We start from the raw sequence: 26,301 nt of genomic DNA on the forward strand, positions 1-26,301 counted from the left end.
TTTGCCACACTAACAAGACTAATAATAGCAGTACATGAAGGATTTATTTGATAAGATTTATAAAGATAAAGGACCATTAGGAAAATGGGCTTCGCATGCAGAAGGTTACTTTGTATTTCCTAAGTTAGAAGGAAAGATATCTAATAGAATGAAATTTCAAGGTAAAGATGTAATTACTTGGAGTATTAATGATTATTTAGGACTAGCAAATCATCCTGAAGTTAGAAAAGTAGATGCAGAAGCTGCTGCAGAGTATGGTTCTGCTTATCCAATGGGAGCACGAATGATGTCTGGTCATACAGATTTACACGAAAAACTACAAGATGAATTAGCATCTTTTGTAAACAAAGAAGCTGCTTATTTATTAAATTTTGGTTACCAAGGCATGGTATCTACTGTTGATGCTTTGGTGTCTAAAGATGATATTATTGTTTATGATGTTGATGCACATGCTTGTATTATTGATGGTGTGCGTTTACATATGGGAAAACGATTTACCTATAAACATAACGATGTTGAAAGTTTAGAAAAAAACTTAGAACGTGCTACTAAAATGGCAGAGCAAACTGGTGGAGGAATTTTAGTGATTTCTGAAGGTGTGTTTGGTATGCGTGGAGAACAAGGTCGTTTAAAAGAGATTGTTGCGCTTAAAAAGAAATTTAATTTTAGGTTATTTGTTGATGATGCTCATGGTTTTGGAACCTTAGGAGCAACAGGAGCAGGTGCTGGAGAAGAGCAAGGCGTACAAGATGATATCGATGTGTATTTTGCAACATTTGCTAAATCTTTAGCAAGTACAGGAGCATTTATTGCAGCAGATCAAGAAATTATTGATTATTTAAAATATAATTTGCGTTCTCAGATGTTTGCAAAATCATTGCAAATGCAATTAGTTGTTGGTGCATTAAAGCGTTTAGAAATGCTTAAAACAATGCCAGAATTAAAAGCGAAGCTTTGGGAGAATACAAACGCATTACAATCTGGATTAAAAGATCGTGGTTTTGATATAGGTACAACACAAAGTTGTGTAACTCCTGTATATCTTAAAGGAAGTATTCCAGAAGCAATGGCTTTAGTAAGAGATTTACGTGAAAATTATGGAATTTTCTGCTCTATAGTTGTATATCCAGTAATACCTAAAGGATTAATTTTATTACGTTTAATTCCTACGGCAACACATACATTAGAAGATGTTACAGAAACTTTAGATGCTTTTGAAGCAATTAGAGAACGTTTACAAAACGGAACTTATAAGCGTTTATCTGCAGCTGTAATTGCTGCAATGGGTGAGTAACTTGAAGTTATTTATATAATATTAAAAGAGACTGTCTAAAAAGTGTCATTCTGAATGAAAATGAAGAATCTCAATAAAATCAAAATTCTGATTTATAGATAATTGAGATTTTTCGACTCCGCTCAAAATGGCAATGTAATCACTTTTTAGACAGTCTCTTTTTTATGCAATATCTTTTTTAAATGTACAACGTCTTTTATGCGTTACTGGTTTAAAGTTTTTCCATAACTTTTGTATAGCTACATTATCATCTAGCTCTGGACCTCTAATGCACAACTCAATACCTTTTTCTGAAAAAGTTTTATGAAACTCATGAAATATAATGGCAGTAACACCTTTATTTTGATACTCTGGCAAAACACCAATTAAATAAAACGTAACAGTTTTTGCGTGTTTCTTTGCATGTAATAAGTGGCTAATGCCAAAAGGAAAGAGTTTACCTTTCATTTTTTGCAAAGCCTTTGCATATGATGGTGTTACAATACCAAAACCAACAAGTTTACCGTCTTTATCTAAAACAAACTTTACATATTCTGGATTAAGAAATCCAATAAATTTCTTTTTAAAGTATTCTCGCTGTTCATCATTAATATCTACGAATGATGATAAAACAGAATGTGACTTTGTAAAAACATCAAACATTTCGTCTGTGTAAGGAAGTATGTCTTTGTTTTTGGTGAAATTTATAGCTTTAAGCTGATATCTTTTTTTGATTAAGGTTTGTATTCTGGAGAAAAATTCTGGTTTGATATTTACAAACTCCATTTTGTTCTCTGAGTATGTTTTTGCAACATTATAGCCTAATTGTTCAAAATGAGTCGCATAATAAGGATGGTTGTGCCAAGTAATCATGCTACCTATTTGATCAAAACCTTCAGTTAAAACTCCAACTTTATCTAAATTTGAAAACCCAACTGGACCTTCAACATATTTTAATTGATTGCTTTTTCCTATGTCATGAACTTTTTCAAGTAAAGATTTTGTAACTTCAACATCGTCTATAACATCAAACCAACCAAAACGCATTTTACTTTCATTTTGGCCTTTTACTTCTAGCCAGTTTATAATTGCAGCAATACGACCAACAATTTTATCTTTTTTATAGGCCAAGAAAAAACGCGCTTCAGCATCTTTAAAAACAGGGTTTATCTCTTTATTAAATGTATTTAATTCTTCTTTTATAATAGGAGGAACCCAATATTTTGAGTCTTTATAAAGTTTAAAAGGAAATTTAACAAATTGTTTTAAATCCTTTTTAGAATGAATTTCTTTAACTGTAATCATAGAGTATAAGGCTTAAAGACTTCCGTCATCATCAAAGTCAACATCATCTTTCTTTTTCTTTCTTTTCTTTTTCTTACTCTTTGGTTTACGTTTATCGGCATCTTTTTTATCGTTGTTATTGTCGATCTTTTTGTCTTTATGAAAATCTAATCGATAAGAGGCTCCAAAATTAATTCCGAATACAGAAGGCGTGTCTTTTGTGTTTAGAGTTACTGCTGTATCTAATTGAAAATCTTTACTTAATAAATAACCACCTCCAAAACGAAATAAATTATCTGCATAAAAATCACTTTTAATGCCTTGAGTTTCTCCAAAAATCGCCCATCTAGGATTGAAAGAATGTGTTAAGGTTAAGATATATTGAAAATCAGAAAAATCACTTCCTATTCTGTCTTTAACAAAATTCATCACAAAAACCCATCCGCCAGAAAAGTTGTTTTGAGTAGCAACCATTATTTTTGGACTAAAGCCTTCTACATCTGGAGCAGTAAAAGGATTGTTTTTTGTATCAAAATTAGCACCTACATATACTGCTACAGCGGGAATTAACGATTTCCATTTAAAAGTTCTATTGGCATGATAGCTATAAAGATTTGGTTTTTCTTCTCCTGCATTTTTATATGGATCATAGACAAGATATTTTGCGCCTATTGCGAAGTTTTTAAAATTTGAACGCTTATCTTCACTTGTAAAACCAGATCTAGAAATCAGTTTTCTTTTGTCGTTTTGGTATGTACCTTCAATATTAATCTCTAATTCTTCAAACAATAAACCATAGCGCGCTGAGAAATCAATACCAAAGCCAGATACTTCATAATTTAATGGTGTATGCTTTTCCTTTATTGTATATGGACCTACTTCTAATTGTGCAACATTGGTACCAACAGAAAAGGCACTTCTCGAAACTCCTGGTCTATTAGAGTTGATTACTTCTGTGTATTGAGAAAAAGCATTGTAGGTTAAAAGGAAGGTTAATAAAGAAAAATAAATTTTGATAGATTTCATTGTTAAGCAGTTTAAGTTCAAATATAGAGATTTTATATATTTTTTAAGTATTTATAACTGTTTTTAAACGCTGATAATTGTATTTTTGAATAAAATATTTTTTAATGCTGTAAAGAGCATCGCTTATGGGTTTATTAAGAACGATTTTAATTATTTTATTGATTTATTATGGTGTAAAAATCTTATCTAAAATTTTTGCGCCGTATTTATTACGTTATATGTCTAAAAAAATGCAAGAGCGTTTTGGTGGACAATTTCAACAACAACAAAGTAACCAACAGCCTAAACATAGAGAAGGAGAAACTGTTATAGATAAAGTCCCTAATACTAATGCATCTTCAAATAAAAAAGTTGGAGAGTATATAGATTACGAAGAAATTGATTAATTTTCACAATATTCTTTTAAACTAGATTCATGCAGTTTTCTTTCAAAAAATGCCTTCCTCATTTACTTGTATTAGTAGGATTTATAGTTATTTCATTAGCATATTTTAGTCCTGTTTTAAAAGGAAAGCAAATCTTTCAGAGTGATATCATGCAATACATTGGCATGGCTAATCAACAAAAAGAATTTAAAGCTAATACGGGAGAAGAAACCTATTGGACTAATAGTGCGTTTGGAGGTATGCCAACTTACCAATTAGGAGCAAAGTATCCACATAATTATATTAAAAAACTAGATTCTGTTTTGCGGTTTTTACCACGACCTATAGATTATCTATTTCTCTATTTGTTAGGGTTTTATATATTGTTACTTTCATTAAAAGTTGACTTTAAACTTGCAGCACTTGGTGCGCTTGCTTTTGGATTTTCTACATACCTAATTATTATACTAGGTGTTGGCCATAATAGTAAAGCACACGCCATAGCATATATGCCTTTAGTGTTAGCAGGAATTATACTCACATTTAGGCAAAAATACATTATAGGTTTTTTGCTAACTGCGGTTGCTTTAGCGCTCGAAATTGGAGCAAACCATTTCCAGATGACTTATTATCTAATGCTTTTAGTTATTGTTTTAGGTATTGCATATCTAATTGATGCTTATAAAAAACAGATGATTCCTCGTTTTTTTAAATCTGTAGGAATTATGGTTGTTGCCCTTATTCTGGCTATTGGTTTAAATGCAACTAACATTTTGGCTACTCAAGAGTATGCTAAGGAAAGTACACGAGGAAAAAGTGAACTTACTATAAATCCAGATGGTACGCCTAAAGAAGCAACTTCTGGACTGAGCAAGGAATACATTACAGAATATAGCTATGGTATTTTAGAGACCTTTAATTTATTTATACCAAGATTATTAGGTGGAGGAAATGGAGAAGATGTAGGTAAAGATTCTGAAATGTATAACTTTTATACAAGCATAGGCGCAAGCCCAATTGAAGCTACTAGAGAAGTGAAAAATACGCCAACATATTGGGGAAGCCAACCTATTGTTGAAGCTCCGGCTTATATTGGAGCTGTTGTACTATTTTTATTTGTATTCGCATTGTTTTTAGTAAAAGGACGTTTAAAATGGTGGTTAGTTGGCGGAACAATAGTATCACTCTTACTGTCTTATGGTAAGAATTTAGGTTTTTTAACAGATTTCTTTATTGATTATATTCCTTTGTATGATAAGTTTAGAGCAGTTAGTTCTATTCAAGTTGTTTTAGAGTTATGTATTCCTGTACTTGCCATTTTTGGTTTAGTACGATTGTTTAATGCCTTTGAAAAGGATGAAGACAAACAAAAAGCTTTAAAATACTCAGCACTTATAACAGGAGGAATTGCTTTATTGTTTTTAATATTTAAGTCTTCTTTTGATTTTGTAGGTGTAAATGACGGTTATTATCGTCAGTCATATGGTCAATATGGTCAGGCTTTTGTTGATGCTTTAAGAGCAGACCGCAAAATGATTTTTACGCAAGATGCTATACGAACATTAGCCTTAGTATTACTTTCTGCGGGAACAGTTTTTATGTTTTTAAAGAAGAAACTTTCTGAAACATTAGTAATTGTGATTTTTGCGGGATTAATAGTGTTTGATTTAGTAGGTGTTGATAGACGCTACGTTAACAATGATAATTTTGTATCTGCCATAGAAGTAAATAGACCTTATCAAGCAAATGCTGCAGATAAGGAAATCATGAAAGATAAAAGTCATTTTAGAGTTTTTGATGTTACTTCTGGTGGCGCAAGAGCATCCTATTTTCATAATTCTTTAAGTGGTTATCATGCTGCAAAACTAAAGCGTTATGATGAGTTGTTTGATTTTTATATAGCTAAGAATAATATGAATGTTTTAAATATGCTTAACACAAAGTATATTATAGCTGAAGAAAATGGTTCTATCTTTCCTTTTACAAATGAAGATGCTAATGGTAATGCTTGGTTTGTGTCTCAATTAAGAGGTGTTGATTCTGCTAATGATGCAATACTAGCTTTAGATAGTTTAAAAACTTTGGACGAAGCTATTTATGAAAAAAGTGACAAAAGTAAAGTAAAAGCTGCTGTAGAGAAAAATTATCAATTTAGTGTTGATTCTCTAGCATTAATTTCATTAGTTGATTATAAACCAAACTATTTAAAATACGAGTCAAGTAACAACAATGAGGGCTTTGCAGTATTTTCTGAAGTATATTATGGAGAAGGTTGGAATGCTTATATAGATGGAAAAATTAAACCTCATCAACGTGTTGATTATATTTTAAGAGGTATGCAAATCCCAGCAGGTAATCATACCGTTGAGTTTAAGTTTGAACCTAAAGTTATACAAACAGGAAGCACAATTGCATTAGCTAGCTCAATACTATTTGGGTTGTTGTTAATTGGAGGATTATGGTTTGGATTTAGAAAAGAATAGTTTGTCATTCCTGCGTATGCAGGAATCTTTAAATTTGAAATTAAATTAATAATGGATTCCCTTTTTCAAGGGAATGACAATAATGGCAAAAAAAAAAGTACTTATAATTACATATTATTGGCCACCAGCTGGAGGTCCAGGCGTACAGCGTTGGTTAAAGTTTGTAAAGTATTTGCCAGAATATGATATTGATCCAATTGTATATTGTCCCAAGAACCCAAATTATGCTATTATAGATGAGAGTTTGTCTTCTGGAATTCCTAAAGAAGTAACTATTATAAAACAACCCATTCGTGAACCATATCGTTTGGCGAGTTTATTGTCTAAAAAAAGTTCAAAAGAAATTAGTTCTGGAGTGATTCCTAAGCAAGAGAAACAGACTTTTATTCAAAAGTTGTTGTTGTATGTTAGAGGAAATTTCTTTATTCCAGATGCTCGTAAAAATTGGGTAAAACCTTCGGTTAAATATCTTTCAGACTATATTAAGAAAGAACAAATAGAAACCATTATTACTACTGGTCCACCACATAGTTTGCATTTAATTGGGCTTCAGTTAAAAGAACAGCTAGGAGTAAAGTGGATAGCCGATTTTAGAGACCCATGGACAACTATAGGTTATCACAAAAAATTAAAGCTTTCAAAATCATCTCAAAAAAAGCATAAACAGTTTGAGCATGATGTTTTAAATGCTGCAAACCAAATTATAGTAACGAGTGAAAATACTAAGCAAGAGTTTGCATTAAAGACCAATAAGCCGATTACAGTCATTACAAATGGATATGATACACATCATATAGAAAAACCTGTAAAGGATTCAAAATTTACACTTTCTCATATTGGATCCTTATTGTCTGAGCGAAATCCAAAACAATTATGGGAAGCTTTAAGTGAATTGATTAATGAAAATGAATCTTTCAACAAAAGTTTCCAATTAAACTTAATAGGTGTTGTTAGTGAAGATGTTATACAAACCCTTAAAAATTTTAAATTAAGCCATCATATTAACAATGTAGGTTATGTGTTGCATGATGAGGCATTAAAAGCACAAATGCAATCACGTGTATTGTTGATGGTCGAGATTAATTCAGAAGACACAAAAGCTATAATACCTGGTAAATTGTTTGAATACATGGCATCACATACGCCCATTATTGCAGTTGGGCCTAATGATACAGATGTAGAGCGTATTATTAAATCAACAAATACAGGACGCTATTTTTATTACAATCAAAAGGAAGAAATTAAATCTCAAATTTTATCGTATTTTGAAGCTTATAAAAGCAATACACTTACTACACAACCAATAGGATTGCAGCAGTATAGTAGAAAAGCATTAACAAAACTAGTTTCTCAACTCATCTAATGGGCATTGTAATAAATCAATCCTTTAAAAACACAATCACAACCTATTTAGGCTTTGGAATAGGAGCGATTAATACCTTATTTCTATATACCTACTTTATTACAGATCAATATTATGGTTTAATTGCTTTTATATTATCTGCAGCCAATATTATGATGCCTTTAATGGCTTTTGGAGTTCATAATACCATCATTAAGTTTTATTCAACATTTAAAACTAGAAACTCTCAAAATAGTTTTTTAACCTTGATGCTATTTTTGCCTTTAGTATTGGTAATTCCTGTAGGTCTTATAGGTTATATATCTTATGAAACTATTGCCGAATTACTTTCACAAAAAAATGAAATAGTAAAAGATTATGTCTGGTACATTTATATAACTGCCATAGCAATGGCATATTTTGAAGTATTTTTTGCTTGGGCAAAAGTGCAAATGCAAACCGTTTTTGGAAATTTTATGAAAGAGGTATTTCATAGAATAGGCGTGATGATATTGCTTTTTTGTGTCTATTTTAAATATCTAAATGTAGAACAGTTTATTATAAGTGTAATTGGGGTTTATGTACTACGAATGCTTATCATGAAATTGTATGCTTTTAGTGTAAGATTACCTGTATTTAAATTCAATAAGATTGAAAATTTAAGTTCTATTTTAAAGTATTCTTCATTAATCATTATTGCAGGATCCATAGCAACTTTAATACTAGATATTGATAAGTTTATGCTTAATAATTATATCAATATAGCAGAAGTAGCATATTATAGTGTTGCTGTATTTATTGGTACTGTTATAGCTGTGCCACAACGTGCTATGCATCAAATATTACAGCCTTTAACAGCACAGTTTTTAAATGAAAATAATAAGCTTGCCTTAAAAGATTTATATCAACGAAGTTCGCTAACCTTATATGTAATTAGCGGATTAATTTTCTTGTTAATCATCGCTAACATTAATCAATTATACGTTATAATTCCTGAAAAATTTAGTGGCGGATTATTAGTTGTGTTTTTAATTAGTATTGCCAAATTATATGATAACCTTCTTGGAAATAATAATGCCATTTTGTTTAATAGTGACTACTATCGTATAGTATTAATTTTTGGAGTATTACTTGCTATACTTGCCATAGTTTTAAATATGCTGTTAATACCTAAATATGGTATCAATGGGTCGGCTTTAGCAACATTAATTGCAATAGGAGTCTACAATACAATTAAAGTTTATTTTGTTAAGCAAAAGTTTAATATGTTGCCATTTACAATTGCTACGTTAAAAGTTAGTCTGGTAATAGTAGCTATTGTATTGTTGTTTTATTTTTGGGAATTTCCTTTTCATCCTATGGCAAATATTTTATTAAAATCTCTTTTAATAGGAATTGCGTATTTAATGCTAATCTATAAGTTAGCTGTTTCTCAAGATATCTCAGAGCAGATAAAAAAGTATCTGCGACTCAAGTAGATTAACTCTAAGTAAGTCTACTAAGCATTCGTAATGAATATATATTTGAAATTTAGAAACAAGATACTGAACATTAAAACCTCAACTATCAAGTAAAACGAGAAAATCCCACAAGGTGCTTTGAGGCATACTACTTGCGGGACTTTCTAACTAACCAACCAAAGTCATTATATGTTTAAGATCGTGATCGTCTTGTGCTTGTCCTAGCTTTTTTCTGTTGTGAACTTCTTGAGCTAGGCTTTTTAGAAAACGATTTATTTCTACTTTTATTTTGTGTTACAGTTCTAGACTGTGTATTATATCTACGTGAGTTAGATGCTTTTGGTTTTCTAACCGTCGTATTTTTTCTAACCACTCGAGGTGTCTTTATTGATTTAGACACAGTTCTATTAGGTTTGGTCACATGTCTTCTAGTTGAAGTAGACTTAACTGTTCTAGTTTTAGTGCCTTGGTTAGAAGACATTGTTCTAGTATTACTTCTTACTTGAGAAGAAGGCTTAGTTTTAACTCTTCCTGGTGTTGAAGTTAGTCTTCTGTTATTAGTTCTAGTTCTAGAGTCTGCTGCAGTTCTTTCTCTTCCATTATCACGTCTAGTTGTTGTAGCGTTAGATAATCTGTTATCATTAGATCTTATAGAGCTATCAGTTCGTCTTGGTATTGCTTCTTGTCTGTAACGATCGCTAATAGTTGAGCGTCTTCCGTTATGAGCAACTGTATTACGTCTTGTATTAGTTCTAACAGGTTGTCTATAGTTGTTTCTATAAGGTCTGTAATATGTGTGTCTTACAGGTGTATAATATTGTCTGTATGGTCTAACATTTACTACACAGTAGTCAAAAGCTGGTACTACATAGTAACTGTGCCAAGGTCTGTACACATAAGCTCTGTTATAAACATTTATAAAACCTGAACAATGAGAAAACCTATTATATCTGTTGTAATGTACATATAAACCTCCTACACGAGAGATGCGACCAAAACTGTTGTAATGAATGTTTACATTACCTGCACGTGAAATACGACCATAAAAATCGTAAAATATTGGAGTATTCTCTATTTGTACAATAGCTCCATAACTATCATATTGTACGTAAGGGTTATAATCATAACCAGAATTAAAGCTTATTGAGACATTTGGAGTACCAATAGATACATTTACATCTGGACCACAATTTGGCATAAAAAAATCGAATTGACCATCTGGAAAAACAGAAAATTCAATACTATTTTCTTCAAATATAAAAGAATTGCCATAACCATTAACATAAGCGTTAGATATTGTATTGTGTGTTGCAATGTTGGTGGTTTTTGCGTTTACAGAAATATTTGCTAGAAGCATCGCTGTAAAAAATAAAGCTAATTTTTTACTCACATCTTTATTTATATTGAAAGTAATGAGTTCGTGAATCTTCGATTTCATAATTGTTGCGGATTTTATATTCTACATTTATTACTAAACAAACAGTGTGCCAAAAAACTAATTTTAAAAGTAAACGATTGGTTTTTAGGTAATTGAATTAGAGTTCGTTTTTTGTGATAGTCTAGAATAACGATAAGTGTTACCACTAATTTTAAAAATCATATTTTAGTAGAAGCATTAATTAACCATTTATAAATTGAATTTTAAAATGAATCATCACCTAACCGAAACTTTAAAACTCAGTGACATTTTTTCTTTAAAATCATTGCTCTTAAAAATCATAGGAGTAGTTGCAGCAACAATAGCTATTAAAGGGTTTATGATTCCAAACCATTTTTTAGATGGAGGCCTTTTAGGGATTTCCATTTTAATGCATGAGTTTTATCATATCGATGTTTGGATTCCTTTACTGTTACTCAATATCCCATTTGTTATATTGGGTTATAAAAAAATAGGTAAAAATTTTGCTGTACATGCCTTATTATCTTTGGTGCTTTTAGGTATTGCATTAAATATTTTGCCAATTCCAACTGTAACTAAGGATCACTTCTTGGTAGCTGCTTTTGGAGGTGTATTTGTTGGTCTTGGTATTGGTTTTGTAATTAGAGGCGGCGGCGTTATTGATGGTTTAGAAGTCATTGCTGAGTTTACTAACAAAAAGTTTGGACTCTCTACTACTGAAATTATTATGGCTATAAACACTTCAATATTTTTGATTATTGCGTTCTTTTTAGGTTTAGAAAAAGCTATGTATTCTATACTTACTTTTTTTACAGCACTTAAAGTATCAGATTATGTTGTTGATGGTTTTGAAAAATTAATATCCTTAACCATTATATCACCAAACGATGCACTAATTAAAGATTTAATTGTAAATACATTTAATAAGCCAATAACAGTTTATAAAGGTGAACGTGGTAATTTACCAGAAAACTATGCTGTTAAGCACGATTGTGATATTATTGTTACAGTGGTAACAAGATTAGAAGTGCATAAAATAAAGCAAGCCATAGCTCAAGCAGACCCCAAAGCTTTTATGTTTGTGCAGAATATTAAAGAAGTAAAAGGAGGCGTAATAAGTAGAAATACAGGTCATTAATGTCGGTTAGTTTCAATACCATATTAAAAGATGTTACATCACTCTTAAATAAAGAGTTGCCAATGTATTTAAGCTATCATAATACTGCACATACACTTTATGTATTAGATAGAGCAATTCATATAGCTAAAAAGGAAAAAGTTAATTCAAAAGATTTAGAATTAATTAAGTTAGCAGCTTTGTATCACGATATAGGTTTTATTAAAACCAATGTCGAGCATGAAAAAGAAGGCTGTAAGATTGCCGAAAAACAGTTGCTAGATTATGGATATGCTAGAGAAGATATAGCAGTTGTTTGCGGAATGATTATGGCTACTAAAATTCCTCAAAACCCAAAAAACCTACTAGAACAAATTATAGCAGACGCAGATTTAGAATATTTAGCAACTTCAAATTACCAGAAAATAGCTCATAATTTGTTTTTGGAGTTACAGCAATATAATCCTAGACTTACTACTCAAAAATGGAAAACCATACAGTTAAATTTTTTAAAAGAGCATCATTATTATACTAAATACTGTAGACATTATAAAACATTTAGGAAATTAAAAAACATAAAGCAGCTTAAAAGAATGCTTTAACTTAAAATATGTAACTTTATCTTTAGCTATTAATTAAACAATACGATATGAAACGACTACTCATTTGTATTGCCCTAATCTTTTTTAACCTAACATATTCACAAGTCAATAAAGACTCATTGCTAAGCGTTTGGCAAGATGAAGATAAAACCAACTCGATTAGGTTAAATGCTATAGATAAACTTATGCGGTCTTATAAAAAAACTCAACTGGATTCCGCTTTCTACTATGCGCATTTAAAATTGGATTTAGCACAAAAAAAGAATATAGATTTAGAAGTTGGTCGCACGCATTCTTACCTCGGAATTAAATATCATAGAAATGGGAAATCAACCCTAGGATTAGAACATTTGGAAAAAGCTGAAGAGATACTGGTTCCATTAAATCATAAAAAAGCTTTAATTTCTTTATATACTAATTTTGGAATGGTTTATTTTGATCTTAAAGAATTTGATAAAAGCATTGATTACTTTACTAGGAACTTTAGATTTGACCTTAATGACTCTCCAGAAATTGCTAGAAAAACCTATACTGATTTAAGTCCTATTTATCTAGAAATTGGTGAATATGATGAGGCCGTTAAGTGTCTTAAAAAAGCTAAGGCATTAATTAAAGACGGCAATAAATCTGCTCTGCTTGCTAATTCTGGCAATTTTGGTATGGCATATTTTTATTTGGAGGATTATCCAAAGTCCCTAGAGTATTACAACGAGGCTCTAGCTTTGGCCAAAGAACTTAATAGACCTTTTGAAATTGCCATTACTGAAGTCAATATTGCTGAAACCTATTTTAAACAGGAGCATTATGCAAAGGCTTTAGCAGCAAATAAAAGAAGTTTAAAATTAATAAATGATAGTGAGTTTCACACTGTAAAGCCTTATGTATATAATAATATTGGAGAAGTATATAAAGGAATGCTTGAGTATTCAAAAAGTATTGAAGCTTTTGAAGTCGCCATAAAATATGGAACTTTGCATTCAAATGATTTTGAACTTAAAAGGTCTAAGAGAGCCATTTATGAGCTGTACAAACTAACTGGTAATTATAATAAAGCGTTAAAATATCTAGAAGAGATGGTGGCAGCAAAAGACAGTCTTAACGAAATAAATACTGCCAAAAAACTTCAAAAATTAGAATTTGATAAAGAACGTTTGAAAGATAGTTTACAAAATGAAGAAGCTAAACTAAAAACAGAAATGGTACATCAAGCAGAAGTTAGGAAGAAAGATAAGAATAAAAATCTAGCATTAGCCACAGGATTATTTTTCTTATTAATATCTGGAGGATTGTATAGTAGATATCGATTTACTAAAAAAGCTAAAGCAGTTATAGAAAAAGAAAAAGACCGTTCAGAAAATTTGCTTTTAAATATTTTGCCAGCTGAAGTAGCTGAAGAACTTAAAGAAAAAGGAGAAGCAGAAGCTCAAGACTTTGAAATGGTCTCAATTTTGTTTTCAGATTTTAAAGGTTTCACAGGTATGTCAGAAAAAATGTCTGCTAAAGACTTAGTTGGCAATATCAATGAATGTTTTAAAGCTTTTGATGCTACCATGGAGAAATATAATATCGAAAAAATAAAAACCATTGGCGATGCGTATATGGCAGCTGGTGGATTACCTATGAATTCTAAAACATCAGTTAAAGATACAGTGCTAGCTGCACTCGACATGCAAGATTTTATTATAAAACTACATAAAGAAAAAGAAGCCAAAGGCGAACATGCTTTTGAGATGCGTGTAGGGATTCATACTGGTCCAGTGGTTGCAGGTATTGTTGGTGTAAAGAAGTTTCAATATGATATTTGGGGAGATACTGTAAATACAGCTTCTCGTATGGAGAGTAGTGGCGAAGTTGGAAAAGTAAATATTTCAGAAAATACGTATGATTATATAAAAGACGAACCAGAATTCACTTTCGAAAGCCGAGGTAAGATTAAAGCCAAAGGCAAAGGTGAAGTAGAGATGTATTTCGTAAGTTTAAAATAGAAAAATCCCAAAGCCTTTGGGAAGAGTCTTTGGGATTTTATAATCTCAATTCTAGTTAGGTAGATGAGATATCTTATCGTTTGTGTTTTTTGTGCTTCTTGTGTTTTTTGTGTTTTTTCACTTTACCACTTTTCTTGTAATAGTAGTAGTCATCATCATAATTAAAGTCATCATAATTGAGATATTCATATCCATTAAATACAGTATCAACACCGCAGTTTAATTCTGCATTAAATTGATTAACAATACCATTAATGTGAACAATTTCGCCCCAACGGTTATAGTTTACTCTTAAACCACCAACTTGTCTTAACATTTTGTTGCCACGTTGGTAACTCATATATACTGAGCCTGCACGTTTAATTTTTCCTTGTCTGTCGTAGTTAATAAATACATTACCAATTCTACGTACTTTACCTTGATTGTCGTGAGTAACAATTACACCTCTTGTTCTTGGTACAGAATAATGCGTTCTACCAACACTACCTGGGGCACCATAAGTTGTATTTACTGAGCTCCTTCGTGTATTTAATCTTCTGTAATAGGTGTCTGTGAAGTTTGATTCAATATCAGTATTAAAATCAAAGCTTCCGTCAGGAAAAATTAAAAATTCTACACCTCGCTCAATAAACACAATTGGTTCGGCAAAACGATAGCGTGCATTGTTAAAATCTTCCCCATTTGTCACAGCAGTTCCTGCTGTTGTTGCAGATGTCATACCTAGTAACATCATTGCAATAAAAAGTACTTGCTTTTTCATGATTCTTAATTATTTTTAAAAATCTGTATCATGTAACATCTTAATTATAATTTAAATTTTTATTAATTTAATGTTTAGATGTTTCATAATTATAGGTTTTTAGATTATGCCTACTCATTTAGCTTTTCGGCTTACGCTATTGGTTGAATTGAAACCAATTAGCGTGCCAAAAAATATAAAGTACTGATTGTTAATTGGTTGAGTTGTTGTTTTAAATGTGTGATTTGTGTTTACTTTTTAATTGATGTAACATTTAGTCTATAAATTCTTCTAATAAATAGAGTATAATCAATACCATATATTTTTAGTAATTTTAAAAACTAACCACACCAAAAATGAAAACTGAACAAGTAGATTGTCAAAATTGTGATAAAACGTTTGAAGATGGGTTTGAATTTTGTCCGCATTGTGGACAAAAAACTGATGAGGATCTTACTTTAAGTGTTTTGTTTTATAACACAATTAGTAATTACTTTTCATTTGATGCGCGTTTTTTAAAAGGATTTATTTTTTTAATGTTTAAACCAGGATTTCTTCCTCAAAAATTTATTGAAGGAAAGCGTTTATTGTATCTACACCCTGGACAAATGTATTTGTTTGTTGCATTCATTTTCTTTTTCATTTTTTCGTTTACTGTAACAGAAAACACAAACGATCTTAATAAAGCACTGCAGGAAAATGATCGTATTAGTTTGTCTGGTGGAGAAATTAAGACTATTGAAAAACCTACTTTAGATTCTATCCAGATTAATAAAATTTTAAAGCCAATAAAAAATAATCAAGAGGTTCTGGGAGTAGCGGAAAACGATGTTAAGGTATTAGACTCTATTATAAAAAGTGAAAGTGTAAATGACATGCAAACAGCTGGTTTAACCTTTGATTTTGATGAGAAAAAAGTGGATTCTTTAATTAAAGTAGGAGCAGAAGATAAAGCTGTTTATACAGCAATGGGAATGCCTGATGATGCGGGTTTTATTAAAAGAAAATTTTATGCGCAAATGCTTAAGCTTTATAAAGAAAAAGGTGTTGGCTCTATATTACTAACATTATATAACAGCTTACCAATAGCATTGTTTTTTTTATTGCCAATTTTTGCATTAATACTTAAAATTTTATACAGAAAAAAAGGACCATATACACATCACCTTGTTTTTAGTTTGTATTATTTTTCTTTTTTATTTACCGCAATAAGTTTAGTATATCTTATCAATATTTTAATTGATATACCAGATTGGATAGATTGGGTTTTAATTGCTTCAACATTCTTTTACTTAATGATTGCTGTAAAACGATTTTATAAACAAGGTTGGTTTTTAAGTTGGTTTAAAAGTGGTCTTACAACATTTTTGTTTTTATTATTTGTTACGCCATTTACAATTATAATTGTTGGTATATTTTCGTTTATGTTTTATTAATTATAATAAGTTATTTTGGTAAAGTATAGGTGTTAGATTCCATTTCTTTAATAATTTTATTTAAACGAGGCTGGAAGTTTTTAGGTGCCAATTCTATGTTGTTTTTAATCGAACTTATTGCGTCTTTTGCATTACCAAGAAAATAATTTGCAACATCTCTATTTAAAATCAAAAACCAGCGTTTAGGGTGTTTATTGTTCGCTTTATTTAAAAATGTTTTTGCAACTAAGTATTCTTTTTGTTCAAGAAGGTATCTGCTAAAATCATACGCTTCATAATCTTTATAGTCTAAGGTGTACAACTCTTCTAATGTTTCGTTAAGTACTTCGGTTTTATTGAGTTTCTTTAAAAGCTTAATTTTTGTAGATATATTGGTAAAGTTTTTATTTGAAGCAAACCCATTAAAACCTCCATGTATTGAACGGTTAACCCATAGTAACGCTTCACTTAAATTTGTGTTATGATTTAAACACCAATTGGCTGCATCATTCCAAGCTTGCCAATGGTAAGTATTTATGCCTCTTAACTCATTTCTAAAACTATCAACAACGGTTTTATTTAAATTGACAGATACTTCAAATGCAATCTTTTGTTTGGCCCATTCTAAGCCAATCTTTACTGAGTTCTCTTTCCAGTCAAAAAACTCAAAATCTAGTTTTTCACTAAATGTGCAATTAGTTGCTTTAACATCTATACTTAAGGTTACATCGTTTTCTAAATCTAAATAGTAACTTCCCCATTGATTATTATTGTGCGCAAACAAAAGTGTATATATTTCCCCTTTGGGAATAATGTGAAAACCATATTTTCCAGCTTTTAATTCTTTACCTTCTATTTTAACATTTGTAGTAAACTCTATAGTAGTGTTCATGTTTGCTCCAGCTCGCCATGCAATTGGATTACCATATTGAGGAATCACATTAGGGTCATTCCACACATCTCTTTTGTTAACTGACGGACTACTATAGTCTAATATAATATCTGTTACTGCTAATTGTTGTTGCTCTATAACATGATTACTTCTCTGAGGAATTTTTAAGGTATGAAATTGAGCATGTCCTGAAATAAAAATTAAGAGGGTTAAACTAGTGATAAAGTGTTTTTTTAGCATAATATTAATAGTATTAATTAAAGTGTAAATTTAGAATTAGATTCTATTAAAGCCCTTTTGATTTGATAAATCATGATAGAATTTTTTTTTTGTGAGCATTACTTTTTATCCTGATTCGCTAAATCTGAATAAAATTTTAAGTGAAGATTATATTATATTAAACGATTACTATAGTTTTACCATATTTAGGATTTTAAAATGGTTAGGTGTGATTGTAAACTCATTAAAAATTTGGATTGCTGTATTTTGCTTGTTAGCAATTGCTAATGCTTTGTTTTTGGTATTTGTGTTTTTAAAGAAACGACCTTTTAAAACATATGCAGATATTTTTATTTCACTTTTATTAATTGCATTGGCGCTCAGAATAAGTAAATCGATATTTTACTATTTATTTTTTAATATATCTTCTTTATATATATCTATAGGTTTAATGGGTAAGTTAGCCATTGGTCCTTTTTTATTGCTCTTTGTTAAAAGTAATAAAGCTCAGTATACATTTAACCCAATAGATTTATTGCATTTTTTGCCTTCATTAATCGCATTGAGTGTTGGTTGGAGTTTATATATTGGTCAATTAGCTGTACTATTCTGGACAGGAACAGCAGTTTTATCAGCTTATATTATATATTCTTGGTATTTATATACTAAAAATGAAGTTGTTAAATCATCAAAATCTAAGTTAGATAAATCTGTACTTATAGGGGTTAGTATTATTTGGATGACCTTTGTGTTTCAAATAGTTTCTAGAGGTATAGAAATGTATGTAATAGGTACAATAATCTCTGTATTGGTGCTATATTGGTTAAATTATAATTTAACTATGTACACAATTAAAAAGTTAAAATCTGAAAAAATAAATACAATATCTAAAGAACGAATGAATCGTGTTGCTTCTGCTATAGATTTTAGTTTTAAAGAAGAAAAAATTTACCGAGATTCTAAGTTAACATTAAGTAAGTTATCTGAACATATCAACCAACCTGTCTATTTAATTTCTCAAACCATAAACAAAACATATAATAAAACATTTCCAGAATATGTTAACCATTATCGAGTTGAAGAACTAAAAAAAGAACTGGAAAAGTTTGGCACTACAAATTACACAATAGAAGGCATAGCTTATAGTGTTGGTTTTAATACGCCTTCAGCTTTTTATGCTGCTTTTAAAAAGCAAATTGGCTTAACGCCTCAAAAGTTTATTGAGGAGAATCTTAATAAAATTGAAAATAGGAATTGAATTTTTGAATTATACTTTCTCTTTTAAATAACTTCCAGTGATTGAAGCTTTATTTTTTACTAGATCTTCAGGAGTTCCGTGAGCAACTAATTTACCACCACGTTTGCCGCCTTCAGGGCCTAAGTCTATAACATAATCTGCACATTTAATAAGTTCTAAATTATGTTCTATAACAATAATCGAGTGTCCATTAGCTATTAATGCTTGAAATGATTTTAGCAGTTTTTTAATATCATGAAAATGTAATCCTGTTGTTGGCTCGTCAAAAATGAATAATGCATTGTTACTTTTACTTCCTTTGCCTAAAAAAGAGGCTAATTTTATACGTTGTGCCTCACCTCCAGAAAGCGTAGATGAGCTTTGACCTAAAGTTACGTAACCTAAGCCAACATCTTGTAAAGGTTGGAGTTTACCTTGTATTTTAGTCTGGTTATATTCTGAGAAAAAGGTTATAGCATCATCGATAGTTAAATTTAAAATATCATCGATAGTTTTACCTTCAAAAGTAACTTCTAAAACTTCCTTTTTAAAACGTTTACCATTACAAGTTTCGCAGGTTAGATGTACATCTGCCATAAACTGCATTTCAATAGTAACCTCACCTTCACCTTTACAGGTTTCACAACGTCCGCCATCAACATTAAAGCTAAAGTGTTTGGCTTGGTAGTTTCTAATTTTACTTAATTTTTGATTAGCATATAAAGCTCTAATATCATCATAAGCCTTAATGTAGGTTACAGGATTTGAACGAGACGAACGTCCTATTGGGTTTTGGTCAACAAACTCAATGTGTTTTAGATTGCTAAAATTTCCTTTTAAGTCTGTAAACTGACCAGGTTTATCACCAAAATCTGTTAGTTTCTTTTGTAATGCTGGAAAGAGTATTTTTTTTACTAAAGTACTTTTTCCACTACCAGAAACTCCTGTAATTACGGTAAGCATTTCTAAAGGAAACGTTACATCTATATTTTGAAGGTTATTTTCTCGAGCTCCAATAATATTAATATGATATTTAGAAGTACGACGCGTTTTTGGAACTTCAATTTTTAGTTTTTCATTTAAATATTGTGCGGTTAAAGAGTTTGATACAAGTATTTCTTTATAAGTTCCTGTGGCCACAACTTCACCACCAAAAGTACCAGCTTCTGGTCCAATATCTATAATCTCATCTGCAGCTTGCATAATATCTTCATCATGTTCTACCACAATAACAGTATTGCCTAAATCACGAAGCGCAATTAGTACTTTAATTAGTTTTTCTGTGTCTTTAGGATGTAAGCCTATACTTGGTTCATCTAAAATATACATTGAACCTACCAAACTACTTCCTAATGAAGTAGCAAGGTTTATACGCTGACTTTCACCACCAGATAACGTATTAGAACGTCTGTTTAATGTAAGATAATCTAAGCCAACATTACTTAAATAGACAAGTCTGTTGTTTATTTCTTTAAGCAAACGCTTTGCAATTTTGGCATCATACTCATTTAGTTTTAATTCTTTAAAAAAGATTGATAGTTGATCTAAAGGCATTTCTACCAAATCTGTTATAGTAACCTTTCCAACTTTTACATAATTTGCCTCAGGTCGTAACCGTTTACCATGGCAAACATTGCATTTGGTTTTTCCTCTATACCGTGATAACATAACACGGTTCTGAATTTTATAGGCTTTAGATTCTAATTCTGCGAAGAATGAATTCAACCCTTCAAAATAAGCATTGCCGTCCCAGACAAGTTGTTTTTGTTCGTTGCTTAATTCAAAATAAGGCTTATGAATAGGGAAATCAAATTTATGTGAGTTGTTAACTAGTTGGTCACGATACCAACTCATGCTTTCACCTCGCCAAGGAAAAATTGCATTTTCGTAAACTGATAATCCAGTATTTGGAATCACTAAATCAGTATCTATACCAATAACATCGCCATAACCTTCGCATTTAGAACAAGCGCCATATGGGTTATTAAAGCTAAATAAATGCACGTTTGGTTCTAAAAACGTCATGCCATCTAGCTCAAATTTATTATTAAAATGATGCTGTTTTTTATCTGAAAGCGATTCAATTATACAAGTGCCTTTGCCTTCAAAAAAAGACGTTTCAATTGCATCAGCTAATCTGTTATAGAAGTCTTCTTCGTGTTTTATAATAATTCTATCAACAACTAAATAGGTGTTTTTTGTTAGTTGTTTTTCGATAGCTTCATCAATTCTTAAAACATCGTCTTTGTATTTTACTCTTGCATAGCCTTGCTGTTGTAGAACTTTAAGCTTGCCTGCCATCGTTCTGCCTTCTTCTAAAATAATAGGAGAGAGGAGCAATAGTTTTTCGCCTTGGTCTAATGTTTTTATTAACTCAAGCACATCTTTTGTTGAGTGCTTTTTTACTAAATTTCCAGAAATGGGTGAATATGTTTTACCTATTCTAGCAAATAATAACTTTAGGTAATCATAAATTTCAGTAGTAGTTCCAACTGTAGATCTAGGGTTTGTAGAGTTTACTTTTTGCTCAATGGCAATTGCAGGAGCTATGCCTTTAATAAAATCTACCTTAGGTTTATTTAATCGTCCTAAAAATTGTCTTGCATAACTTGAAAGACTTTCTACATAGCGTCTTTGCCCTTCAGCATATAACGTGTCAAAGGCCAAACTAGACTTTCCTGAGCCAGATAAACCAGTAATAACAACAAGTTTATTTCTAGGGATAACAACATCAATATTTTTTAAGTTATGCAATTTTGCACCTTTTATGATGATGTTTTGTTTAGGACTTACGTCTAGAATGTTACTATTCATAGGAGTTTGAGCATATAAAGATTTGCAAAGATACTATAAGTATTTCAGCTTATAAAATGGATTATTGTTGAATAAAATGTTAAAGTTTTATGGTTTTTTTTGCTTTTTAGGAATGATTGTTGTTATATTTGAGACTTAAACAGTTAAAAATTAGTTGCCTATAACATAATATTACTTTCAAGTTTAACCCCAAGCTAAGAAGATTACTTCTTTGCCCTTAAAGTAATAATTATGAGACACGAACTTATCACAGACGCTGTTTTAGTTAAAAACTACATTAACGGAGACGAAAGCTCACTTTCGGTTTTAATTAACAGACACAAACAGAAAATTTACAGTTTTATCTATTCAAAAGTATTTGACAGAGATATTACTGAAGATATCTTTCAAGATGCTTTTATTAAGGTTATTAAAAACCTAAAACTCGGAAAATATAATGAAGAAGGTAAATTTTTACCTTGGGTTATGCGTATTTCTCATAATTTAGTGATTGATCATTTTAGACGAAATAATAGAATGCCAAAGTTTGATAATTCTGGAGAATTTAGTATATTCTCTGTGTTAGGTGATACTGCTTTAAATGCTGAAAAGCAACTTATAAAAGAACAGGTAGAATCTGACTTAAGACGACTAATTGAAGAATTGCCAGACGATCAAAAACAAGTGCTAACAATGCGTATGTATAAAGATATGAGTTTTAAAGAAATATCTGAAAGAACAGGTGTTAGTATTAATACAGCTTTGGGTAGAATGCGTTATGCTTTAATTAATTTAAGAAAGGTAATAGATAAAAATAATATTGTTTTAACAAACTGATACAATAAATATAGTTTTGCTGCGTTTAGGAAATATATAAATCCTAAAATTATAAAAATGGCAAAACTATACTCTGAGTGTCCCCAAAAGAAAAATAACCTAACTCCAAAAGAAGAGACAGTGGATTTTCTTTTGAATTATTCTAAGGCTTTAAGTGTTATACATTGTAATAAATTGAAGTTTGAAGCGCTTCTAAACTAAACTTTGAAAAGTCCTGATTGTTAGTCATCAGGACTTTTTATTTTTATAGTAGTCATTTAAAACGGTTACTCTTCCAATAGTTTTTGTGATAATATCCTTATCTAAATCCCAACCTCTAGCTGGAGAATATTCTCTTCCGTACCAAATAATTTGTAAGTGTAAATCGTTCCATAAATCTTTAGGAAATAAACGTTTTGCATCTTTTTCTGTTTGAACAACATTTTTCCCATTAGTTAAATTCCAGCGATACATTAATCTATGAATATGAGTATCTACAGGAAATGCAGGAATACCAAAAGCTTGTGATAAAACAACAGCAGCAGTCTTGTGACCAACAGCTGGTAAAGCTTCTAAAGCTTCATAGGTTTGCGGAACTTCGCCATTATATTTTTCAATTAATATTTTTGATAAACCATAAATTCCTTTGCTTTTCATTGGTGATAGGCCAACGGGTTTAATAATTTCTCTAATTTCATCTGCTGAAAGTTTAATCATGTCATATGGATTATCAGCTTTAGCAAACAATAAAGGCGTGATTTTATTAACTCTAACATCTGTGCTTTGAGCAGACATTAAAACGGCTATAAGTAATGTATATGGATCTTTATGGTCTAAGGGAATAGGAATTGTAGGGTAAAGGTTGTTAAGTGTATTTATTACGAAGTCTACCTTTTCTTGCTTGGTCATATGTTGTATTTTTACAAAAAACCAAAGTTAACCAATTATGACTAAATTAAAACCAGGAGATAAGGCTCCAAATTTTTCAGCTATAGATGAGCAAGGAAATACAATATCATTATCAGATTATGCTGGAAAGAAACTAGTAGTTTTCTTTTACCCTAAGGCAAATACACCAACATGTACTGTAGAAGCTTGTAACTTAAGAGATAACTATGCAGACCTAAAAGCGAAAGGTTATGAGATTTTAGGCGTTAGTGCAGATACACAAAAAAAGCAATCTAATTTTAAAAATAAATTTAGTTTTCCTTATCCGTTACTAGCAGATACAGATAAGTCAGTTATTGAGGCTTTTGATGTTTGGGGTCCAAAAAAATTTATGGGACGTACATTTGATGGTATCCATCGCGTAACTTTTGTTATTGATGAAAATGGAATAATAGAAAAGGTAATAGAAAAAGTTAAAGCTAAGCATCACGCAGAACAAGTATTAGAATCATAGAATAAAAAGAGGCTGTTTAAAAAGTGTCATTCTGAATAAGATGAAGAATCTCAATAATATCAAAATACAGATTTATATATAATTGAGATTTTTCGACTCTGCTCAAAATGACAGTAAGATCACTTTTTTAGACAGCTTTTTGTATTATTCACCCAAATAGGCTTGTTCGGTTTCGCAACCAAAAAGACTTTCTTCTTTAATTAGTTTAGCAACACCTTTAGGTAACATTTCTTCCCATCCATCTTTTCCATCTGCAATGGCTTTTAAAACTGTTCGAGAGAATATGCCCAAAACAGAAGTGTCGTAATCTGTAATATCTACAACTTTACCGTTATATTTAAAGAACTTATAAAGCTCTTTCATTCTAGGATGCACTTTTAGGTTTTCACTATCTATTAAACTACCATCATCGTTTTGCATTGGGTACAAATAAACTCTCAAGTCTTTAAAGAATAATTTTCCAAATGCTTCAAGAATTCCACCACTTAAATGGCGATAATATTTTTCGTCAAAAATATCTATAAGGTTATTAACTCCCATAGATAGTCCCATTCTGCTTTTTGTATATTGAGAAAAGTACTCTACTAATTTATAGTACTCTTGGAAATTTGAAATTAAAACTGTTTGACCTAGTGAACATAATAGCTTAGCACGATCCATAAAATCTTGCTCATCAATTTCACCTTCTGCGCGAAGATTAGATAAAGTGATTTCAAAAACTACTTGTGTTTTATTGAGATCGACTCTATTTTCTTTAATAAACATATCGTATGACTTTTGGTACATATCCATGTTTACTTTAGTTACAGGTCTAAAGCTACCACGTAAAGCTAGAATGTTTTTTTTGTATAAGACTCTTGCTGGTAATACATTGTTTCCGTCAGGCGCAAACATGACTGCATCAGTCATACCATTTTTAACAAGTTGTAAACTCATTAACCTATTATCTACTTCATCAAAAAGAGGACCAGAGAAATTAATAGTATCAATTTCTAATTGGTCTTTATCTAAGTGATCATAAAGGTAACGTAGTAATTTTTTTGGCTCATTGTATTTATAAAAAGCACCATAAATAAGGTTTGTACCTAATATACCCAATGTTTCTTGTTGTAACCTAGCATCGTTTTCTTTAAAACGAAGGTGTAATACAATTTCATTATAGCCTTGGTTAGGGTCAACTTGATATTTAATACCAACCCAACCATGACCTTTGTATTTTTTTGCAAAGTCAATAGTTGCTACTGTATTTGCATACGCAAAAAACATTTTATTAGGATGCGCTTCTCTAGTAATACGTTCTTCAACTAAATTTACTTCATGATCAAGCATCTTTCTTAAACGCGCTTCAGTAACATAGCGTTTGTCATTTTCAATACCATAAATTGCATCACTAAAGGCTTTGTCATAAGCAGACATAGCTTTTGCAATTGTTCCTGATGCGCCTCCAGCTCTAAAGAACTGACGTACAGTTTCTTGTCCTGCACCAATTTCTGCAAATGTTCCGTAAATATGCTCATTAAGGTTAATTCGAAGTGCCTTCGTTTTTAACGAAGGTATTTCTTCAAACTCTTTATCTCCTTTTAAGGTTATTTCCATCTTTTTAGTCTGGGTTTATGCGATGTTACAAAGGTATTAAATTAGCCTTGCAAACAAAAAAATAAGTTTATTTTTGTTCTAAATCTATTTTGATTGAAAATTACATTTTTAGGCACAGGTACTTCGCAGGGAATTCCAGTAATTGGAAGCAATCATCCTGTATGTTTAAGTGAAAACCCAAAAGACAAACGCTTACGAGTTTCTGTTCTTATTGAATGGGATGCGTTTGTTTACGTTATTGATTGTGGTCCAGATTTTAGGCAGCAAATGCTAAATGCTAAGTGTTTTAAAATTGATGGTGTTGTTTTCACACACGAACATGCGGATCATACTGCAGGATTAGATGATATACGACCATTTTATTTTAGACAAGGTAATATACCATTTTACGCTCACAAAAGAGTTTTAAAGGCAATGCGCCAGCGTTTTGATTATATTTTCACTGATAAGGACAAATATCCAGGCGTGCCTTCAGTCATTCAACATGAAATAGAAAACAAGCCATTTCAATTAGGTAATATAAATGTGATACCTATTAATGGATTTCATCATAAACTACAAGTATTTGGGTTTAGATTTAATGATTTTGCATATCTCACTGATATGAAAACTATTGATGAAGATGAGATTAAAAAACTTAATGGCGTAAAAGTTTTAGTGGTTAATGCACTAAGAGAGAAAGAACATATTTCGCATTTTACATTAGATGAAGCACTACAATTAATTGAAAAGGTAAAGCCTAAAACTGCTTATTTAACACATATAAGTCATTATTTAGGATTTCATGATGACGTGCAACAAAAATTACCAAAAAACGTTTATTTAGCTTACGATAACCTACAAATAGAACTTTAGA

The 26,301-nt window shown here is 30.8% G+C and carries 21 protein-coding genes; 13 read left to right on the forward strand and 8 right to left on the reverse strand.

What is annotated here, in order from left to right; translation table 11 throughout:
• Window positions 1-34: 34 nt before the first annotated feature.
• Window positions 35-1,294 (forward strand): aminotransferase class I/II-fold pyridoxal phosphate-dependent enzyme, encoded by a 1,260-nt coding sequence (locus tag BXY80_RS07000; RefSeq protein ID WP_120200553.1) that lies wholly within the window; start codon window positions 35-37, stop codon window positions 1,292-1,294.
• A gap of 162 nt (window positions 1,295-1,456) precedes the next feature.
• On the opposite strand, the gene BXY80_RS07005 is transcribed toward BXY80_RS07000, so the two are convergent.
• Window positions 1,457-2,578 carry a GNAT family N-acetyltransferase gene (locus tag BXY80_RS07005; RefSeq protein ID WP_120200554.1) on the reverse strand — a complete coding sequence of 374 codons (1,122 nt, stop codon included), beginning with the start codon at window positions 2,576-2,578 and terminating at the stop codon, window positions 1,457-1,459.
• Window positions 2,579-2,590: 12 nt separating this feature from the next.
• Window positions 2,591-3,583 (reverse strand): transporter, encoded by a 993-nt coding sequence (locus BXY80_RS07010; protein WP_120200555.1) that lies wholly within the window; start codon window positions 3,581-3,583, stop codon window positions 2,591-2,593.
• Window positions 3,584-3,708: 125 nt separating this feature from the next.
• Between BXY80_RS07010 and BXY80_RS07015 the strand changes: the two genes are divergently transcribed.
• From BXY80_RS07015 to BXY80_RS07030, 4 genes are all read left to right on the forward strand, one after another.
• Entirely contained in the window at window positions 3,709-3,969 is a 261-nt protein-coding gene (locus BXY80_RS07015; RefSeq protein WP_120200556.1) for a DUF4834 family protein, read from the forward strand.
• Between the two features lie 29 nt (window positions 3,970-3,998).
• Complete coding sequence (locus tag BXY80_RS07020; RefSeq protein ID WP_120200557.1) at window positions 3,999-6,431, forward strand: YfhO family protein; 2,433 nt, start codon at window positions 3,999-4,001, stop codon at window positions 6,429-6,431.
• An 82-nt stretch (window positions 6,432-6,513) separates the two neighbouring features.
• Window positions 6,514-7,794: a glycosyltransferase family 4 protein gene (locus BXY80_RS07025; RefSeq protein ID WP_120200558.1), complete on the forward strand. Its 1,281-nt coding sequence runs from the start codon at window positions 6,514-6,516 to the stop codon at window positions 7,792-7,794.
• Window positions 7,794-9,251, forward strand: a complete 1,458-nt coding sequence (locus BXY80_RS07030) for an oligosaccharide flippase family protein (protein ID WP_120200559.1) — start codon at window positions 7,794-7,796, stop codon at window positions 9,249-9,251. Before BXY80_RS07025 ends, BXY80_RS07030 begins: the two co-directional genes overlap by 1 nt.
• Window positions 9,252-9,426: 175 nt before the next feature.
• Here BXY80_RS07030 and BXY80_RS07035 read toward each other — a convergent pair whose 3' ends face one another.
• Complete coding sequence (locus tag BXY80_RS07035; protein WP_120200560.1) at window positions 9,427-10,671, reverse strand: hypothetical protein; 1,245 nt, start codon at window positions 10,669-10,671, stop codon at window positions 9,427-9,429.
• 208 nt (window positions 10,672-10,879) lie between these two features.
• Here BXY80_RS07035 and BXY80_RS07040 point away from each other — a divergent pair, with 208 nt between their 5' ends.
• Genes BXY80_RS07040 through BXY80_RS07050 form a run of 3 tightly spaced genes read left to right on the forward strand, consistent with a single transcriptional unit; the run spans window position 10,880 to window position 14,336 of the window.
• Window positions 10,880-11,770, forward strand: a complete 891-nt coding sequence (locus BXY80_RS07040; protein WP_120200561.1) for a YitT family protein — start codon at window positions 10,880-10,882, stop codon at window positions 11,768-11,770.
• Entirely contained in the window at window positions 11,770-12,351 is a 582-nt protein-coding gene (locus BXY80_RS07045; RefSeq protein WP_120200562.1) for an HD domain-containing protein, read from the forward strand. The genes BXY80_RS07040 and BXY80_RS07045 overlap by 1 nt, the downstream gene beginning before the upstream one ends.
• A 47-nt stretch (window positions 12,352-12,398) precedes the next feature.
• The gene (locus tag BXY80_RS07050) at window positions 12,399-14,336 is read left to right on the forward strand and encodes an adenylate/guanylate cyclase domain-containing protein (protein ID WP_120200563.1); all 1,938 of its coding nucleotides are present in this window, start codon (window positions 12,399-12,401) and stop codon (window positions 14,334-14,336) included.
• 73 nt (window positions 14,337-14,409) lie between these two features.
• Here BXY80_RS07050 and BXY80_RS07055 read toward each other — a convergent pair whose 3' ends face one another.
• Window positions 14,410-15,096 (reverse strand): hypothetical protein, encoded by a 687-nt coding sequence (locus BXY80_RS07055; protein ID WP_120200564.1) that lies wholly within the window; start codon window positions 15,094-15,096, stop codon window positions 14,410-14,412.
• A gap of 335 nt (window positions 15,097-15,431) precedes the next feature.
• On the opposite strand from BXY80_RS07055, the gene BXY80_RS07060 reads away from it, so the two are divergent.
• Complete coding sequence (locus tag BXY80_RS07060; protein WP_120200565.1) at window positions 15,432-16,511, forward strand: DUF3667 domain-containing protein; 1,080 nt, start codon at window positions 15,432-15,434, stop codon at window positions 16,509-16,511.
• A gap of 10 nt (window positions 16,512-16,521) precedes the next feature.
• Here BXY80_RS07060 and BXY80_RS07065 read toward each other — a convergent pair whose 3' ends face one another.
• Window positions 16,522-17,622 (reverse strand): DUF2911 domain-containing protein, encoded by a 1,101-nt coding sequence (locus BXY80_RS07065; RefSeq protein WP_120200566.1) that lies wholly within the window; start codon window positions 17,620-17,622, stop codon window positions 16,522-16,524.
• Between the two features lie 91 nt (window positions 17,623-17,713).
• Between BXY80_RS07065 and BXY80_RS07070 the strand changes: the two genes are divergently transcribed.
• Entirely contained in the window at window positions 17,714-18,859 is a 1,146-nt protein-coding gene (locus BXY80_RS07070; RefSeq protein WP_120200567.1) for a helix-turn-helix domain-containing protein, read from the forward strand.
• Between the two features lie 9 nt (window positions 18,860-18,868).
• Here BXY80_RS07070 and uvrA read toward each other — a convergent pair whose 3' ends face one another.
• On the reverse strand, window positions 18,869-21,652 hold the full coding sequence (uvrA, locus tag BXY80_RS07075) for an excinuclease ABC subunit UvrA (RefSeq protein ID WP_120200568.1): 2,784 nt from the start codon (window positions 21,650-21,652) through the stop codon (window positions 18,869-18,871).
• 231 nt (window positions 21,653-21,883) lie between these two features.
• Here uvrA and BXY80_RS07080 point away from each other — a divergent pair, with 231 nt between their 5' ends.
• Window positions 21,884-22,468: an RNA polymerase sigma factor gene (locus tag BXY80_RS07080; protein ID WP_120200569.1), complete on the forward strand. Its 585-nt coding sequence runs from the start codon at window positions 21,884-21,886 to the stop codon at window positions 22,466-22,468.
• A gap of 228 nt (window positions 22,469-22,696) precedes the next feature.
• On the opposite strand, the gene BXY80_RS07085 is transcribed toward BXY80_RS07080, so the two are convergent.
• Window positions 22,697-23,356, reverse strand: a complete 660-nt coding sequence (locus BXY80_RS07085) for an endonuclease III domain-containing protein (RefSeq protein WP_120200570.1) — start codon at window positions 23,354-23,356, stop codon at window positions 22,697-22,699.
• 37 nt (window positions 23,357-23,393) lie between these two features.
• Here BXY80_RS07085 and bcp point away from each other — a divergent pair, with 37 nt between their 5' ends.
• The gene (gene bcp, locus BXY80_RS07090; RefSeq protein ID WP_120200571.1) at window positions 23,394-23,849 is read left to right on the forward strand and encodes a thioredoxin-dependent thiol peroxidase; all 456 of its coding nucleotides are present in this window, start codon (window positions 23,394-23,396) and stop codon (window positions 23,847-23,849) included.
• A 144-nt stretch (window positions 23,850-23,993) separates the two neighbouring features.
• On the opposite strand, the gene BXY80_RS07095 is transcribed toward bcp, so the two are convergent.
• A complete protein-coding gene (locus BXY80_RS07095) occupies window positions 23,994-25,445 on the reverse strand; it encodes a TonB-dependent receptor (RefSeq protein ID WP_120200572.1) in 1,452 nt (483 codons plus the stop codon).
• A 93-nt stretch (window positions 25,446-25,538) separates the two neighbouring features.
• Between BXY80_RS07095 and BXY80_RS07100 the strand changes: the two genes are divergently transcribed.
• A complete protein-coding gene (locus tag BXY80_RS07100) occupies window positions 25,539-26,300 on the forward strand; it encodes an MBL fold metallo-hydrolase (RefSeq protein ID WP_120200573.1) in 762 nt (253 codons plus the stop codon).
• Window position 26,301 lies beyond the last annotated feature (1 nt).

It is taken from the genome of Ichthyenterobacterium magnum, from assembly GCF_003610635.1.
GTDB classification, from domain to species: domain Bacteria; phylum Bacteroidota; class Bacteroidia; order Flavobacteriales; family Flavobacteriaceae; genus Ichthyenterobacterium; species Ichthyenterobacterium magnum.